Raw genomic sequence first — 15403 nt, forward strand, 5'->3', positions numbered from 1 at the left:
CACACACCGTCATTCCCGCGAAGGCGGGAACCCAGAACTTTTCAGGAGAACGATATCTGGCCGGCCATTCTGGATCGCCAGCCCGGTGGATCACCAACCCGGTGAGTCCCCGCCTGCGCGGGGACGACGGTGTAGAGACTTACATGCCGGCCAGTTTGTGGAACTGCTCAACGTTGGTGATTGGCTCTTTCGGCATATCCGGGAAGGCTTCGCCGAACCACTTGGTTTGCAGGGCTGCCAAGCGGCCGCTGGCGCGTACTTTGTCCATAAAGCCGGTGAGGAATTTCAACAGCTCCGGGCTGCTTTTCGGCATCGGCCAGGCGGCGAAACCGGGACCAGACACGGCGATGCCTTTAGCAAAGGTGTCACCACGGGTTTTGATCAGATCGTTTACCGAGATCAGCGCGTTGACGGCGTAGTCCAAGCGGCCGTTGGCCAGGTCCGCATACACCTCAGGGTAGGATTGGTATTCCACGACCTTGCCCATCTCGCAGCCTTTTTCTTTCATCATCGCTTTCAGCTCAGGCAGGCGAGCCAGCAAGGCACTACCGGCTTGTACGCCAACGGTTTTGCCGCACAGGCTGGCGATGTCGCTCAGGCTCTTATCGTTGGCGCGCTTTACGTAATAGTGCTGGGCGCTGGCAAACGGTGGGGTGAAGTTGAATACGCGCAGGCGCTCGTCGGTTACCAGTGCGCCGGTAAAGGCCACGTCGTATTGGCCGGACGACACCGAAGCCAGCAGGCCGGTCCACGGCAGGATGTCCTGCTTAACGTCGATCTTCTGTTCCTTGGCATAGGCCATCAGGTCTTCCAGCAGCTCTTTGTGGAAGCCTTCTGGCTTGCCGTCGACGATGTAGTTGAACGGCGCGTAGTCGTCTTCGGTGGCCACGGTGAGCACGCCTTTGCTCTTTACTTCGTCAAGGTCGGCGTGGGCGAAAGGGGCGACCAGCACTAGGCTGGCGAGGGTCAGCTTGCGCAACAGGCCAAGCGATTTGAGGGCCAGCGAACCGTTGTTCGTGTGCTTCATCTTTGCTGCTCCAGTTGTCATAAGGGGTGAGCCTGGCCGCTTCAGAAGGGGGCCTTTGTGTGGTGGCTGGAAACAACCATAGAGAGGCATCTGGCCCTAGAGATAGGTGCAGTTTTGGCCATTCGACTGGCCAGTGCCGAGGGCAAAAACCATGGCGCGCTCCTTGCAAAGCTCACCGATCGGCAAGCGAGTAAACAGGCCATGATCGATCACTTATTTCATCTGGATTTCGACCATCAGCGCGGCCTGCAAGAGCAACTGCGCGAGTCCCTGGTGTCGACCATTCTGGGCGGTGGTTTCCCCGCCGATGAGCCGCTGCCGTCATGCCGTAAGCTGTCGCAACAGCTGTCGATTTCCCGTAACACCGTGGCCCTGGTGTACGAAAGCCTGCTCGACAACGGCTACCTGGTCAGCCGCCCGCGCAGCGGTTACTACCTGCACCCGGACTATTGCGGCGCCGACTTCGATGACAGCGTGCTGCGCATGACTCCCCAGCGCCAACCCGAACACAGCGACGACGGCATAGGCGAACGTGCACCGAATTGGGCTGCGCGCTTCAAAATGCAGCCCAGCCTGAAGCATGGCGTACTGCGCCCGAGCAATTGGCCGGGCTTTACCTATCCGTTTGTGTATGGCCAGCCGATCCGCGATCTGTTCCCCTTGGAACGCTGGCGTGAAGTCTCGCGCAACACCCTGCGCAGCGAACGCGACCAAGGCTGGATGCGCGACCGCTTCGACCGCGACGATGAAATGCTGGTGGAGCAACTGCGCACCCGCGTGCTGCCCAAACGCGGCATCTGGGCGCGGGCCGATGAAATTCTGGTGACCCTCGGTTCGCAAAACGCGCTGTATTTGCTCGCCACCTTGCTGATGGGCAAAGGCGTAAAAGTTGCCGTAGAGAATCCCGGTTTTCGCGATGCCCTGAGCATCTTCGACCTGCAAGGCGCCCAGGTGCAGCTGCAAGACATCGACCGTGAAGGCCTGGTGGTCGACTCGCGCCTGAACGACTGCGAATACCTGTACGTCACCCCCGGCCACCAAGTGCCCACCGGCATCGCCATGAGCAGTGAGCGCCGGGGCGAACTGCTGCGGCAGATCCGTGAGCACGATCAGGTGCTGATCGAAGACGACTACGACGCCGAACTTAACCTCGACAACCACCCGCAACCGGCACTGAAAGCCAGCGACAGCCATGGTCGGGTGATTTACCTGAGCAGTCTGTCCAAGGCGTTTTCGCCGGGGCTGCGCATTGGCTACATGGTGGCCGACGCCGAGCTGATCGATGAACTGCGCGCGCTACGCCGCTTGATGTACCGCCATCCGCCGCTGAACAACCAACGCATGCTGGCCGAGTTTCTCGCCCAAGGGCATTACGACGCGCATCTGCGCCGCTTTAGGGAAGAACACGCGCGGCGCCGGGAGACCTTGAGCGCGGCGCTGAGCGAGCATTTGCCCAGTTGCGAACATGTGGGTAGCCCTGGCGCCAGCGCGTTTTGGCTGGCAGCGCCGGACGGCGTGGATACGCAAAAGCTGGCCTGGGCGGCGGCGCAGCAGAGTGTGTTGATCGAATCGGGCGCGCAGTTTTTCTTTGGCCAGCATGTGCCGGCGAATTTTATGCGCTTGGGCTTTCATGCCATTGATGCCGAGCGCATCGGGCCGGGGATTCGGGTGTTGGGTGAGGTGTTGGAGCGGTTGTAGATCAGGATCACCCTAGCCCCTCTCCCGCAAGCGGGCGAGGGGAACTCATCTCAGATCTACCGGCAATACGGCGTAACGCTCCGGGCTTTGGTCGTTACTTAAACCGGCGGCAATTTATCCACAAGCGGCGCCACTGGCTTTTCCGCCTTCAACAAATCACGAATCTCGGTCAGCAGCACCACCTCAGCGGTCGGTGCAGCCGGCGCCTTGGCCTGTTCTTTGTGCAATTTACTGATCGCTTTAACGCCCATAAAAATCGCGAAGGCCACGATCAGAAAGTCCAGGCAGGTTTGCAGAAACTTGCCGTAAGCCAGCAGCACCGCGGGCTTATCGTCTACCGCCGCTTTAAGCGTGATCGCCAGGTCAGAAAAATCCACGCCGCCAATCAACAGGCCCAACGGCGGCATGATTACATCACCTACAAACGACGAAACGATCTTGCCGAACGCCGCGCCAATGATGATCCCCACGGCCATGTCGACCACATTGCCTTTGACGGCAAACGCTTTGAAATCGTTAAGTAAGCTCATACGTGAAGTCCCCGCTGCTAATAGTGATGGTGGGCAGTGTAGAGCAGCACTGGCGCCACTCCCAGCTTCAAGTGACCGGCTCTGGCGCCTGGTGTTCCGCGTTTTTGCCGCTGGTCTAGGCTGTAAGGGCTTACTCACCCACCGTGACAGGAGACGGCCTATGACCCTCGAACACCATCCGCTGCACAAGGAATTCCCTGAGTTCGAAGGGGAGTTGCAACGGTTGCTGGGCCAGGACGCCCACTTCAGCAAACTCGCTGCCGAGTATTCGGCCCTCGATAAACAGATTTTCCAAGTGGAGGACGGCCGCCATGCCATGGACGACATGGCGCTTAAGGCGCTGAAGAACGAGCGGGTAAAACTCAACCTGGAAATCTCCAGCTTGTTACAACAGGCCGCTAGCCAAGGCTGATCGCCAATCGCCCAAGGCCTGCGGATTCGCGTGGGCTTTGGGTATAAATAAAATGAAGAAAGGGTATAAATGCACGAAGGAACTTTCTTTAATAGTTATGTGTCTTGGATTTTTCTATAAGAATATTGCCTGCGATCAATTGGTGTATTAATCAAATAAACTATTCGCGCGAATAACTTGCTGGCAAAACTACGCCTATCAGTTTTTCTTTATCGCCATGTTTGCATGTTTCTATTTAGAGCATTGCCATAACCGCTCTAGTCTCCAAAAAGCGCATTCGACGCGCACAAAACAATATGGAGATCACCATGAAACCAATAGCGCTATTACCCGCAAGTTCTCTCTTCTGTGCCGGGCTACTGTCATTTTCGCTGCAGGCCGACACCTTAACCCGCGATAACGGTGCTGCCGTCGGCGATAACCAAAACTCGCAAACCGCCGGTGCCACCGGCCCGGTATTGCTGCAAGACGTACAACTGCTGCAAAAGCTCCAGCGCTTTGACCGCGAGCGCATTCCAGAGCGGGTGGTGCATGCCCGTGGTACCGGTGCCCATGGCACGTTTACCGTTACCGACGACCTTAGCGACCTGAGCAAAGCCAAGGTATTTGCCGCCGGCGAAGTCACTCCGGTATTTGTCCGCTTCTCGGCGGTGATTCATGGCAATCACTCGCCGGAATCGTTGCGCGATCCCCGTGGCTTTGCCACCAAGTTTTACACCGCTGATGGCAATTGGGACTTGGTCGGCAATAACTTCCCAACATTTTTTATCCGCGACGCGATCAAATTTCCCGATATGATCCACGCGTTCAAACCCGACCCGCGCACCAACTTGGATGATGATTCGCGGCGTTTTGATTTTTTCTCCCATGTACCCGAGTCGACCCGCACCCTGACCGAGCTGTATTCCAACTACGGTACGCCAGCCAGTTACCGGCAAATGGATGGCAATGGCGTGCACGCGTTTAAGTTGGTGAATGCCCAAGGTGCTATTCACTATGTGAAGTTCCATTGGAAGTCCCTGCAAGGCATTAACAACCTCGACCCGCAACAGGCGGAGAAAGTGCAAGGTAAGGATTACAGCCACCTGAGCAACGACTTGGTCAGCCATATCAGCAAGGGCGATTTCCCCAAGTGGGACTTGTATGTGCAGGTGCTCAAGCCAGAGCAGCTAAGCACGTTCGACTTCGACCCGTTGGATGCCACCAAAATCTGGCCGGGCGTGCCGGAGCGCAAGGTTGGGCAGATGGTGCTTAACCGTAATCCGGATAACGTGTTCCAGGAGACCGAGCAGGTGGCATTGGCACCGTCCAACCTGGTGCCGGGCATCGAGCCGTCGGAAGACCGCATGCTGCAAGGGCGGGTGTTTTCTTACGCGGACACGCAGTTCTATCGCCTGGGCGCCAACGCCCTGCAGCTGCCGATCAACCAGCCACGGGTAAAGGTCAACAACGGCAACCAAGACGGCGCGATGAACAGCGGCAAAACCAGCTCGGGGGTGAACTACCAGCCCAGCCGTCTGGAGCCGCGTGAGGAGGTGGCCGCAGCGCGCTACAGCAGCCTGGCGCTGTCCGGCAGCACCGAGCAGAAGAAGATTCAGCGCGAGCAGAACTTCAAACAGGCCGGCGATTTGTACCGCTCCTACAGCAAGAAAGAGCGCGAAGACCTGATCGACAGTTTCGGCGGCTCGTTGGCCAGCACCGATGCCGAGAGCAAACACATCATCTTGTCGTTTCTGTACAAGGCCGATCCTGAATATGGCACCGGCGTGACCAAGGTGGCCAAGGGGGATTTGAGCCGGGTTAAAGCGCTGGCTGCAAAACTGGCGGACTAAGCCGTTAACAGCGGCGGTCGAAAGGGCCGCCGCTGCTCTTTCAGGAGCACCATTTATGGCCATTCGTTTTGTACTGGCGTTGCTTATGCTGATGCTCAGCAACCTGAGCAACGCCGCTGAACCAAACAACGTGCAGGCACAACTGCGCAGTTATTTTTTCGATGCCGCGCGCCATGGCGACGTGCCGATGCTGCAAACCTTTATCGACGCTCACTATCCATTGGATAGCCAGGACGAAAAGGGTTACACCGCGCTGATTCTGGCGGCCTACCACGGCGAACGGCCGGCGGTGGAACTGCTGCTAACGGCCGGCGCCGATGCCTGTCAGCAAGACCTGCGCGGCAATACCGCGTTAATGGGCGCCATTTTCAAAGGCGAGGTGAGCATCGCCCGGCGCTTGCTGGCTGCCGACTGCAACCCCGACCAGCGCAATGGCGCGGGGCAAACCGCGGCCATGTACGCCGGCCTGTTTAACCGCGCGGACTTGCTCGACGCGTTAGCCGCCAAAGGCGCCGATCTGCAGGCTGAAGATGGCCTGGGCAATAGTGCCGCGCGTCTAGCCAAGGGTGAAATTCGCACCCCGGCGCCGCGTTGAGTGGCGGTAGCTGAGCTATCATCGGCGCTTTTCGGCGAGGGGGTTGAGATGGCCAAGGCCAAGCGTATGTATGGCTGCACCGAATGCGGTGCGACCTTCCCCAAGTGGGCCGGCCAGTGCGGCGAATGCGGCGCCTGGAACACCTTGGTTGAAAGCATGATTGAGGTTGGCAGCGAAACGGCCGCCAGCGGTCGGGCCGGCTGGGCCGGGCAACAGGCGCAGCTGAAAACCCTGGCCGAAGTCAGCGTGGAAGAAATGCCGCGCTTTTCCACCGCCTCGGCCGAGCTGGACCGCGTGCTCGGTGGCGGTCTGGTCGATGGCTCGGTGGTGCTGATTGGCGGTGACCCCGGCATCGGTAAATCGACCATCCTGCTGCAGACCCTGTGCAATATCGCCACGCGTATGCCGGCGCTGTATGTCACTGGCGAAGAATCGCAACAGCAGGTCGCCATGCGCGCCCGCCGCCTGGGTTTGCCGGAAGACAAACTCAAGGTGATGACCGAAACCTGCATCGAACAAATCATCGCCACCGCCAAAGTCGAAAAACCCAAGGTGATGGTGATCGACTCGATCCAGACCATCTTTACCGAGCAATTGCAGTCGGCCCCAGGCGGCGTCGCCCAGGTGCGGGAGAGCGCGGCCTTGCTGGTGCGCTATGCCAAGCAAAGCGGCACAGCGATTTTCCTGGTTGGCCACGTGACCAAAGAAGGCGCGCTGGCTGGGCCGCGCGTGCTCGAGCATATGGTCGACACCGTACTGTATTTCGAGGGCGAGTCCGATGGTCGTTATCGCCTGCTACGCGCGGTAAAAAACCGCTTTGGCGCGGTCAACGAGCTGGGCGTATTTGCCATGACTGACCGGGGCTTGAAAGAGGTGTCCAACCCTTCGGCGATCTTTCTTACCCGCGCCCAGGAAGAAGTGCCGGGCAGCGTGGTCATGGCCACCTGGGAGGGTACGCGGCCGATGCTGATCGAGGTGCAAGCCTTGGTCGACACCAGCCACCTGGCCAACCCACGGCGAGTGACGGTAGGCCTCGACCAGAACCGCCTGGCCATGTTGCTGGCGGTACTGCACCGCCACGGCGGCATTCCGACCCATGATCAGGACGTGTTTTTAAACGTGGTCGGCGGCGTGAAAGTGATGGAAACCGCATCGGACTTGGCGCTGATGGCCGCGGTGATGTCCAGCCTGCGCAACCGGCCGTTGCCCCATGACTTGCTGGTGTTTGGCGAGGTGGGCTTGTCTGGCGAAGTGCGCCCGGTGCCCAGTGGTCAAGAGCGTTTAAAAGAGGCCGGTAAGCACGGCTTTAAACGCGCCATCGTGCCCAAAGGCAACGCCCCGAAAGAAGCGCCGGCGGGCTTGCAGATTATTGCCGTGACCCGTCTGGAGCAGGCGCTCGACGCGTTATTTGAGTAATGGCCACAGCGCCCAAGAACCGTCTTTGCGTAGGGTGCGCTGTGCGCACCAGGCGGTTCGGCGGGGGCACCGTGGTGCGTGCAGCACACCCTACGGTTGGTGCGGTCGTGGTAGTTAGGCCTCGCCCAGCGAGGTCAGCTCGCGCTCAAGCAAATCCTCGTCACCCAAATTCAATTCCACCAAGCGGCGCAAGTGGCTGACGGAGTCGAGGTCGATATGCCGGCATTCAAAACCGAGCAAACCACCCTCGTCGCGGGCCAGGGCCACTTCCATACGTACATATACATCGGAACTCAGGCGGATGCTGGCTTCAAAGGTTTCGCCGGCGTTGCCGTGCCAGTTTTCCGGGCGCCGCGCCAGCAGGCCTTTTAGTGACAGGTCGTGCAGTTCAACCGCCCAGCGCTGATCGCCCTGGGCGATCTCGGTGCTGGCGTCGAAGGCAATGCGCTGAAAGCGCCGACGCTCGTTGGCTGACTCACTCATGGGGTTTGCTCCAGTAGGCAGTGACTATCCGATTTCATCGGTTCAGTTCGGTTCAATGACTATAGCCAAGCATCGGCCGGGGGTTACTGTTCGGTTGGGCTAACTGTGATGCGCCGCCGTTTGCGCCAATATCCAGCCGCCAAGATGCCACCCACCAAGGCCAGGCCAAACAACCAGCCTTTATAGGGCCGCAGGGTTTTTCGAGCGGTGTCAAAGCGGTATTGCCACAAGCGTTGGCTGACGTGTTCGAAATCTGGCTCCTCGCAGTTCTGGCCGAAGTTCCCGGAAAACGGGACGATCGGGCCGTTATCCACATAGCGTTGGTAATACTGGCGCGCCAACGGGTAGTCGCTGAACAGAATCCAGCCGGTGGCGCGGCACAAGGTGGCGGCGTAGGCCTGGCTGGTGTGCGGCAATTGCTCGGCAGCTTGGCTGGCGAGGTCGGCAGCCAGCCAACGGTAGTGGTAGCGGTTGTTGGGCTGCGCGAGGTTGGCGTTTTGCCGCTCGGCTTCATCGGCACTGAGTAAACCACCGGCTTGCACAGTAGTCACTCGCTCCAGGGCATACATGCCGCCGCCCAACTGGTAGTAGTCCGGCGACATCTCATAGCCCAGCAGTTCCATACCCTGCTTACGCGCGATTTGCCCGGCCTGGTACAGCGCTTCGGCGCGCCCAGTTGCGGTCCAGCGCGACTCGCCCTGCTCGCGGGCCTGACCGTAGGCGAGGGCGGCGGCTTGCAGTTCGGGGTAGTCGAAATAGGCCGGCGCTTCGCGGTAGTGCCCCTCACGCAGCAGCCGTCGCCCCAGCAACTGGCGCAGTTGGGCGGCGATTGGCCGGGGCTGATAGCTACCGTCTTCGGCCTGCACGGTCGGCGCCACCGGCGGTACATGGCGATCCACATAGGTTTTCAGTTCATCGAGGGTCAGCACCCGCTCGGCGACTTCGGCGGCGTCCGGCCAATAGATATAACCACTGCCATAGAGCGCTTCGAAGGCTTGCAGGTAGTCGCCGCGCTCCAAGGCCAGGATGGCGCTTTCACCCTCAACCCGGCAGTGCGGTTGCACCGTCTCTTGGTTCCAGTTGGCGTCGCGGCGATAGCCCCAGTTTTCATTTTCCGGGAAGGCTTGCGCGGCCTTGGCGTAGGCGGCTTGCGCGGCGGTTTTATCGCCCGCTTGCAGGGCCAGCTTGGCGCGCAGCCACCAGGTCAGGCCGTTTTGCGGCGCATGCTCGAGCAAGATTTGCGTGGCGGCATAATCGCCAGACTGATAACTCACCGCAGCCAAACGATCAGCGTTGGCCACATTGGCGATATCGCCGCGCTGCAACAGCTGCACCAGCTTTTTCTCGCCGGCCGGCTGCCCTTCGTAGTCCCAACCGGAATGGCTGACTAGGTAGGCGGTCAGCAGTTGTTGCACCGGCAGTTGCTTGAGCAACGGCGCCAGCTGCTCTTCGGGCATCTGGGCTAACTCAACCGCCAGCTGTTTAAGCGAGCTAAAACCGGTGGTGGAACCTAGCTGCAACTGGCTGGCATACAGGGCAATGGCGCCCGGCCAATTATCCGCATCAAGCTCCAGGCGGGCCTCTTCGCCGAGGCTGGCAATGCCTAACTCCAGTGGATCGCTGGCGCCGTCGAGAGCCAATTGGCGGGTCATGCGAAAGGCCTGTTTCGCCGCCTGAATATCGGCCTGCTGCGCCTGGTTGAGTTCGTCCTGCGACAGCTCACCGTCGCGCGCGGCATCCACACCGCGAGCCAGGCTGCGGCCCAGCGAGTAAGCGGCCCACGTCGCACGCAACTGGCGCTCGGCCGCCGGCAAGGCCAACACCTTGTGGAAGTAAGCCTGGGCGCTGGCATCGTCACCCTGCGCAAACGCCACCGCGCCGGCCGTATACAGGCGCAACTCAGCCGGCAACTCGGCGCCCGCTTGTTCAACGGCCGCCGCGTCCGTGAGCTGGCGTAGCTCCTTGACCTTAGCCATCTGCTCAGGCGTCAGGCCCTGGGGTTCGGCCACCTCACTATCTTCCAGATAACGATTTTGCTCGGCATCCCAGCGGCTGCTGAAATCATTCTCGGCTGCCGGCTTTAACGGCGGCACCTCAAGCGCCAACCGCCCCGCCTCAAACTTGAAATTACCCTCCGGCAACTCCGCCAGGCTTTGCGCGCGGTCGCTGAGCAAGCGCAACTGAAAATCCGGCCCGCAGGCCTGCGCGGCAGGTGCGGCCAATGCAGCACTGATGGCGAAGGCAAGCAGATGGCGGCGAGCGTTAGGGCGAGGCACGGAGAGCTCCAAAGCAGAGGTGAGAGAGCGGCGAAGGTTAAGGCGTGACATGTGATCTTCCTTGATCCAACTGGCCGCAGCGCAGCCAGCCGATGGCCTGGCGTTGCCCGGCGGGTAGTTGCGTGGCGGTTTGGCGGGTGAATGCGACTGGGTTGTCGAGCGGTTGTTGCAGGCGGTAGCCGCCGATGGCGTCGCCGGCTTCGCAGGCGCTGGCGGCAATGGTCAGTTGTTTGGGCAGGGCGGCGCTGCGGTTGCCGTTGTTGATTAGGCTGAGTTCGCTGAGTGCGCCTTGCTGGTGGATTTCCAGTTGGATATCGCCGCGCAATGGCTGGCCATGCACTACCGCTTGCAAGGTGGCGAGCGGCCAGGCGCGGCGGTCGGCGGGTAGCGGCAGACGAAACCACAGCAGGCCTTGCAGATGCTCGGGGGGCGATGCTTTCAGGTCGGTGAGCAGGGCCGCGACTTGGTCGGGTTCGGCCGTCAGTTCGCGGCGGGCGCCGCCCATGGGCAGGCTGACTTCGCTCTCTACCCATGGCGCGCCACCATCGGGGTTTTCCAGCAGTGCGATGCCATAGGCCGGCAGGGCCAGGTAGTAGGGTTTAGTGGTTTGCTCGGCGTAGGCCTTGGCCCAGTGCAGCGCTTGCTTAGGGGAAAACAGTCCCGCCTCGGGACGGCTAACGGCATGCACTTGCAGCACCGAGCTATCCACTACTTGCAATAGCTCGGGCAGAGCCGGGTTGTTAATCCAGGCGGGCAGGGCGGTAATGCTTAACGCCAGGTTGGCCGGCAACTTGTCGCGCAACTGCTGTAAAAACTCGCGGTAGGCATTCAGGCGGGAGCTGGCGCAGTCATGGTCAATTTCCACACCTTGCACATTCAGCCCTGCCGATTGCCAGTCGCTCACCAGTTGCTGCACATGGTGGCCAATGGCGACGCTGTCCAGCGTAGGCAGTTGGCCGTCCAGGCGCACCACGGCAATCAGTGGGCGGCTGTCGTTGCGCAGCATGGTGGGGTTGATGCGTGCCGTAATCCAACCTTCTTTTGGGTGCGCCTGAGCGGCCAGTACACGCAAGGTGGAGAAGTCATTGCGGCTGGCGGCCAAGGCCTGTTGATGAGCCGGCAGCCATTGCCGTTGCCAGATATACACCTGGTTATCCAGTGGCGTGGGTGCCGAGCGTTCACAGCCAAATAGCGGCAGCAGGGCCAATGGCAGAAGAACGAGGTGGCGCCAAACAGGCAGAAAAATAGCCACGGCGGGGAGGGCTCGAACAAGAGGTTCAGGTGGGTGCAGCAGCGCGCCATGGTGCATCACGGCACGATCTTTCGCGAGGGGGGCAATACCGCTGGGCGCAAATAAGTGTCGCTGGTTTGACAGAGGGGAGGGCGTCACCAAAGCTGCAAGAGCGTTGTAAAACAATTAACTGCGGAGTGCAGACCATGGCTAAACGACTGCTAGGCAAAGTTTTGACCCTGACGATTCTGGCCGCGACAAGTTTCGCCGCCCAAGCCGATCAGGCCGGCGGAGGGGGATGCGGTTGGGGCAATATGCTTTTCGAAGGTCAGCGCGGTCTGGCTCCTCACCTACTGGCCACCACCACCAACGGCACCTCCGGTAACGCCACGTTTGGTCTTACCTCCGGCACCAACGGCTGCGACTCCCATGTCAAACTCGGCTACGGCGGCCGCTCCATGCTGGCCATGAACGGCATGCTCGACTCCATCGCTGAAGACATGGCCCAAGGCCAAGGCGAAGCGTTAGACGCCTACGCCACGCTACTGGGCGTGGAAAAAAGCGACCGCGCCCATTTCGCCCAGGTTACCCACGCCAACTTCGACAGCATTTTCTCCAAGGCCGATGTCACCAGCGAACAGGTGCTGGCCAATACCCTCGATGTGATGAGCAAAGACGCGCAACTGGCGCGCTATGCCAAACAGCCTGCCTAAACCCTGAACCATTTCGTGTGGGCAAAAAAAGGGCTGGTTAATACCAGCCCTTTTCTATTACGCCGTTACCAGCTTTTATCGATGATTCCCGTCGGTTTTTTTGGTGTCAATTTGTAGGTATAGCCACCGCCGGAATGCTTCACGAGTTGAATGTAAAGCGTCGAGCTTTTGCCGTAGCCCTTAGGTACAGGAAGACCTTCCGCTTGCTGGCCGGTAACAATGATTTTGCCATTGAGGTTTTCAAGGTCAGCGTTATTGCGGATTTTAAACGTCTCAACTTCACCCGCGGCATTGCGAACATGCACCGTCACCGGGTTGTTTTGAATATCGGCCTGATCCGCCCTGATGGGGCTATTGATTTTGGCCAGTGCGCTTTTAAGGTCATTACCGGTTGTATGCTCGCTCATGTGTCGGGCGTTGGTGTCGTTACCACCGCCACCGCCATCAACTGCATCCACGGGCGGTTTTGGAGGGGCTGATTCCGCCTCCGGTTTCCTTGCAGGAGGCGTCTCATCATCAACCGGAGGCTTGTTCTTCGGGGCTGGCATAGAAATTTCGAACCGGATATCGGTGCCTGCGGTTTTTGTATTTTGGCTGACTTCAGTCTGTTTGCTGGCGTCGCGGTTCAGTTGGCCGGTTATGCCTTTGCCGACGTTCATTTCCACTGCGCCCAGATCTACCGTGGCGTTTTGCGTGGCTTTGTAATCAACTTGATCCACTCGCCCGGCTTCCATGACAAAACTTGGGATGCCGCTTTTACTGGTGCCGGCGCTTCCGCCAATGTAACCGCCATCTTTGTCGCGGAATTCGCGCAGTGTTGCCGCAGTGGTTTTGCCATCCACGCGGTATGAGCCGTCTGCTGACTTATTAATGATGTGCGCGCCGGTCAAGGCTTGATCACCGCCAACATGTAAGTTCATTACGCCGGCGTTAATGCCCGATTGCTCGGCGGTTATATTGCTGTTGTCGAAGTCAAAACCGTACGAGCCACCGGCCGAAATGATTGGCATAGGGCCAAAGGTGGTCATGGCGACCCCGATTGCAGCACTCCAGCTTGATCGCTCGTGTTGGGTTTTGGAGACGTCTTGTATGCCGGTGATGACCTGATTGCCGCCGATGTCATAGCTCAACTGATCGGCTTTGATATTTGCCCCCTCCATGGTGTGGTCACCTTTGGCTTTTATGCTGACATCGGTACCGCTGATCAAACCGTTGGTATACCGCGTGACGGACGATTTGCCTTCGTCGGTGCTGCTGTCCGCACCGACTGAGGCGCCAATGCCTGACCCTACAGGTCCGGTGCTTGCCGCGCCGGTGAGGCCAACGCGAAAAACTTCCGTTTTGGTCTCCCCTCCCATCGAGCTACGTGAGGCACGTTGGTTAATATTGCCGGCGGAATTCAACACAACTTTGCCGCCCTGAATATTGACGCCGTTGAGGTCGATATCTCCTTGTGTGGTCGTCAAACCAATGTTGCCGCCAATTTGATTAGTATTTTCCGCGCTGCTTTGCCCTTTGGCGATAAGAATATCCGCTTTGCCGCCGAAGACCTCCAAGGTGCCGGCCAGGGTGCTGGGGCTATTGCCCGTGACCTCGGTGAGGATGGCTTTGGCTTCGCGCGTGAGGTTGCTGTTGTGGATGACGTGGCTGCCGATCTGGCTTGTGCCGTCTTGCATGCTGTTGTTGAAAATCACGCCAGGCTGACTGACGTTGAACTGCTCGAAACGGTTATGGGAAAGACCTTTGCTGTTAGGGTCGGCAATTTCTATCACCGGCACGCCGTTGGCCGACTGCGTCATGCGGGTCTGCTGGCCGGGTTCCACCACCATGTCGGCAAAGGCATTAGGCAGTAGGCCGAAAAGCGCTAGAGGCAGAGCCTTGAGGTTCCAACGTGTGGATGGTGGTGGGCTTGGCAAAGCGCTTGACGATAGCCTTGAGGGTTGCCCAGGTTTGCGTTGGGCCGAGCATATTTCAGCGACGGGAATAAGAAAGCCCAACGACTTACTAAAAATAAGTCGAAAACAATGTTTGTTCATTTTTGAATAGCCCCGGATGACTTATATAAGGACAGTCTTAGAAGGTTAAATAAGTGCTTATGTAAAGCACTGACGCATCCGTGCTGTTTCTTATTTCATCGTCCATGGCCAGCGGTACGCCGAGCGTTATGGAGGCGCCGCCATAGCGCCAACTTCCACTTGCACCAATGGCTAGGCCGGTAATGCCGCCACTGTTTTGTTTAAAGGTCACATCCCGTACATAGCCGGAGTCGAGGCCGATAAGTGGCGATACAGTGCCGCCCAGTACTGGTAAGGGCATATTGACGGTGTTGGATATATAAATGCCTTGATCGCCCCATAACGCAGGGCCCCGGAAACCGCGTACAGTGAACTCGTCACCAATACCGATTTTTTCTGCGGTTAAGAGGTTGTCTTTGGAGTATTGCGCGCCAATGCGTGAAGAAAAGTTGAAGTTGTTATCTAGCCATGTGAAAGGGCGTGACCACGCCGTATTCAGTTCAATTTTTTTGAAATTTTTGGATTCGCGGTTTTCACTGTTCTTGTACTTTCTATCTTCATATGCAGATTGGCCCGAGCCCCATGCGGAGAGTCCTTGGCTAAATGTCGCGTCGGAATACAGTGAGCCTCCTAGAAATTGGGTCACATGCTCCAAGCCAAAAGCTAGGCTGGTATAGGGCATGCTATTGGTGCTTGTACGTGCGTCGCTCACATAGTTGACGTTTCTTTTATGTTCCAGCTCGACCGATGCAGATAGTTTTTGCGTTTTTTCACGCATAAGTACGCGGCTGAACTTGGCGGCATAGGTTTGTGAATTACCGCTGGTGCCGTAATTGCCATATCTACCGCCGCTTAATAGTTTTTCATATTGCGAATGGTTAAAGCGCAGATCAACTTTGGAATAGCCAAAGGGCACTGAGTAATTAACGCCTGCGTTGTATTCGGAATTGTCGTCGTAGGCCGCAAAGCGGCGTGAACTGAGGTTAAGGCCCAGGGTGTCGTTGCCCAGCAGCAGGTCGCTTGCGCTGGTGGAGGCGCTAAAGCGGTAGCGGCCGTCGCTAGGGCCGCCAAGGCCAGAGTTGTCTGCGCGCAGCGTAACCGATGGCAGGCCTTTGCTCTCGGTAATCAGGTTCAGGTAGGAATAACCCAGGCGCGGTGAAGGTTGAATATCGATG

General features: G+C 58.7%; 13 protein-coding genes. 6 read left to right on the top strand and 7 right to left on the bottom strand.

The window, feature by feature from the left end; genetic code table 11:
* Positions 1–139: 139 nt before the first annotated feature.
* A complete protein-coding gene (locus AAAB16_RS21660; RefSeq protein ID WP_340665196.1) occupies positions 140–1027 on the bottom strand; it encodes a transporter substrate-binding domain-containing protein in 888 nt (295 codons plus the stop codon).
* Positions 1028–1228: 201 nt separating this feature from the next.
* Between AAAB16_RS21660 and AAAB16_RS21665 the strand changes: the two genes are divergently transcribed.
* Positions 1229–2725 carry a PLP-dependent aminotransferase family protein gene (locus AAAB16_RS21665; RefSeq protein WP_340665197.1) on the top strand — a complete coding sequence of 499 codons (1497 nt, stop codon included), beginning with the start codon at positions 1229–1231 and terminating at the stop codon, positions 2723–2725.
* A gap of 98 nt (positions 2726–2823) precedes the next feature.
* On the opposite strand, the gene mscL is transcribed toward AAAB16_RS21665, so the two are convergent.
* Positions 2824–3255 carry a large-conductance mechanosensitive channel protein MscL gene (mscL, locus tag AAAB16_RS21670; protein WP_110617328.1) on the bottom strand — a complete coding sequence of 144 codons (432 nt, stop codon included), beginning with the start codon at positions 3253–3255 and terminating at the stop codon, positions 2824–2826.
* A gap of 160 nt (positions 3256–3415) precedes the next feature.
* Here mscL and AAAB16_RS21675 point away from each other — a divergent pair, with 160 nt between their 5' ends.
* The 4 genes from AAAB16_RS21675 (at position 3416) to radA (ending at position 7510) form a co-directional block, all read left to right on the top strand.
* The gene (locus AAAB16_RS21675) at positions 3416–3667 is read left to right on the top strand and encodes a DUF465 domain-containing protein (protein WP_340665198.1); all 252 of its coding nucleotides are present in this window, start codon (positions 3416–3418) and stop codon (positions 3665–3667) included.
* Positions 3668–3963: 296 nt separating this feature from the next.
* Complete coding sequence (locus tag AAAB16_RS21680; protein ID WP_340665199.1) at positions 3964–5499, top strand: catalase; 1536 nt, start codon at positions 3964–3966, stop codon at positions 5497–5499.
* A gap of 61 nt (positions 5500–5560) precedes the next feature.
* On the top strand, positions 5561–6094 hold the full coding sequence (locus tag AAAB16_RS21685; RefSeq protein ID WP_340665207.1) for an ankyrin repeat domain-containing protein: 534 nt from the start codon (positions 5561–5563) through the stop codon (positions 6092–6094).
* 48 nt (positions 6095–6142) lie between these two features.
* Complete coding sequence (radA, locus tag AAAB16_RS21690) at positions 6143–7510, top strand: DNA repair protein RadA (RefSeq protein WP_340665200.1); 1368 nt, start codon at positions 6143–6145, stop codon at positions 7508–7510.
* A 114-nt stretch (positions 7511–7624) separates the two neighbouring features.
* On the opposite strand, the gene AAAB16_RS21695 is transcribed toward radA, so the two are convergent.
* From AAAB16_RS21695 to AAAB16_RS21705, 3 genes are all read right to left on the bottom strand, one after another.
* A complete protein-coding gene (locus tag AAAB16_RS21695; RefSeq protein ID WP_340665201.1) occupies positions 7625–7993 on the bottom strand; it encodes a PilZ domain-containing protein in 369 nt (122 codons plus the stop codon).
* Between the two features lie 83 nt (positions 7994–8076).
* On the bottom strand, positions 8077–10269 hold the full coding sequence (locus AAAB16_RS21700; protein ID WP_340665202.1) for a hypothetical protein: 2193 nt from the start codon (positions 10267–10269) through the stop codon (positions 8077–8079).
* 37 nt (positions 10270–10306) lie between these two features.
* Positions 10307–11521 (bottom strand): DUF3142 domain-containing protein, encoded by a 1215-nt coding sequence (locus AAAB16_RS21705; RefSeq protein WP_340665203.1) that lies wholly within the window; start codon positions 11519–11521, stop codon positions 10307–10309.
* 185 nt (positions 11522–11706) lie between these two features.
* On the opposite strand from AAAB16_RS21705, the gene AAAB16_RS21710 reads away from it, so the two are divergent.
* Positions 11707–12213 carry a DUF3015 domain-containing protein gene (locus AAAB16_RS21710; RefSeq protein WP_340665204.1) on the top strand — a complete coding sequence of 169 codons (507 nt, stop codon included), beginning with the start codon at positions 11707–11709 and terminating at the stop codon, positions 12211–12213.
* 65 nt (positions 12214–12278) lie between these two features.
* Here AAAB16_RS21710 and AAAB16_RS21715 read toward each other — a convergent pair whose 3' ends face one another.
* Entirely contained in the window at positions 12279–14249 is a 1971-nt protein-coding gene (locus AAAB16_RS21715; RefSeq protein WP_340665205.1) for a hemagglutinin repeat-containing protein, read from the bottom strand.
* Between the two features lie 37 nt (positions 14250–14286).
* A partial coding sequence (locus tag AAAB16_RS21720) for a ShlB/FhaC/HecB family hemolysin secretion/activation protein (protein WP_340665206.1) occupies positions 14287–15403 on the bottom strand: 1117 nt, incomplete at its 5' end.

Source organism: Pseudomonas sp. (assembly GCF_037994325.1).
In the GTDB taxonomy this organism is placed as follows: domain Bacteria; phylum Pseudomonadota; class Gammaproteobacteria; order Pseudomonadales; family Pseudomonadaceae; genus Aquipseudomonas.

Bases quoted from the DNA above. Each gene is read 5' to 3' on its own strand.
- AAAB16_RS21660 (WP_340665196.1), bottom strand. From the start codon at position 1,027: ATGAAGCACACGAACAACGGTTCGCTGGCCCTCAAATCGCTTGGCCTG.
- AAAB16_RS21665 (WP_340665197.1), top strand. From the start codon at position 1,229: ATGATCGATCACTTATTTCATCTGGATTTCGACCATCAGCGCGGCCTG.
- mscL (WP_110617328.1), bottom strand. From the start codon at position 3,255: ATGAGCTTACTTAACGATTTCAAAGCGTTTGCCGTCAAAGGCAATGTG.
- AAAB16_RS21675 (WP_340665198.1), top strand. From the start codon at position 3,416: ATGACCCTCGAACACCATCCGCTGCACAAGGAATTCCCTGAGTTCGAA.
- AAAB16_RS21680 (WP_340665199.1), top strand. From the start codon at position 3,964: ATGGAGATCACCATGAAACCAATAGCGCTATTACCCGCAAGTTCTCTC.
- radA (WP_340665200.1), top strand. From the start codon at position 6,143: ATGGCCAAGGCCAAGCGTATGTATGGCTGCACCGAATGCGGTGCGACC.
- AAAB16_RS21695 (WP_340665201.1), bottom strand. From the start codon at position 7,993: ATGAGTGAGTCAGCCAACGAGCGTCGGCGCTTTCAGCGCATTGCCTTC.
- AAAB16_RS21710 (WP_340665204.1), top strand. From the start codon at position 11,707: ATGGCTAAACGACTGCTAGGCAAAGTTTTGACCCTGACGATTCTGGCC.
- AAAB16_RS21715 (WP_340665205.1), bottom strand. From the start codon at position 14,249: ATGAACAAACATTGTTTTCGACTTATTTTTAGTAAGTCGTTGGGCTTT.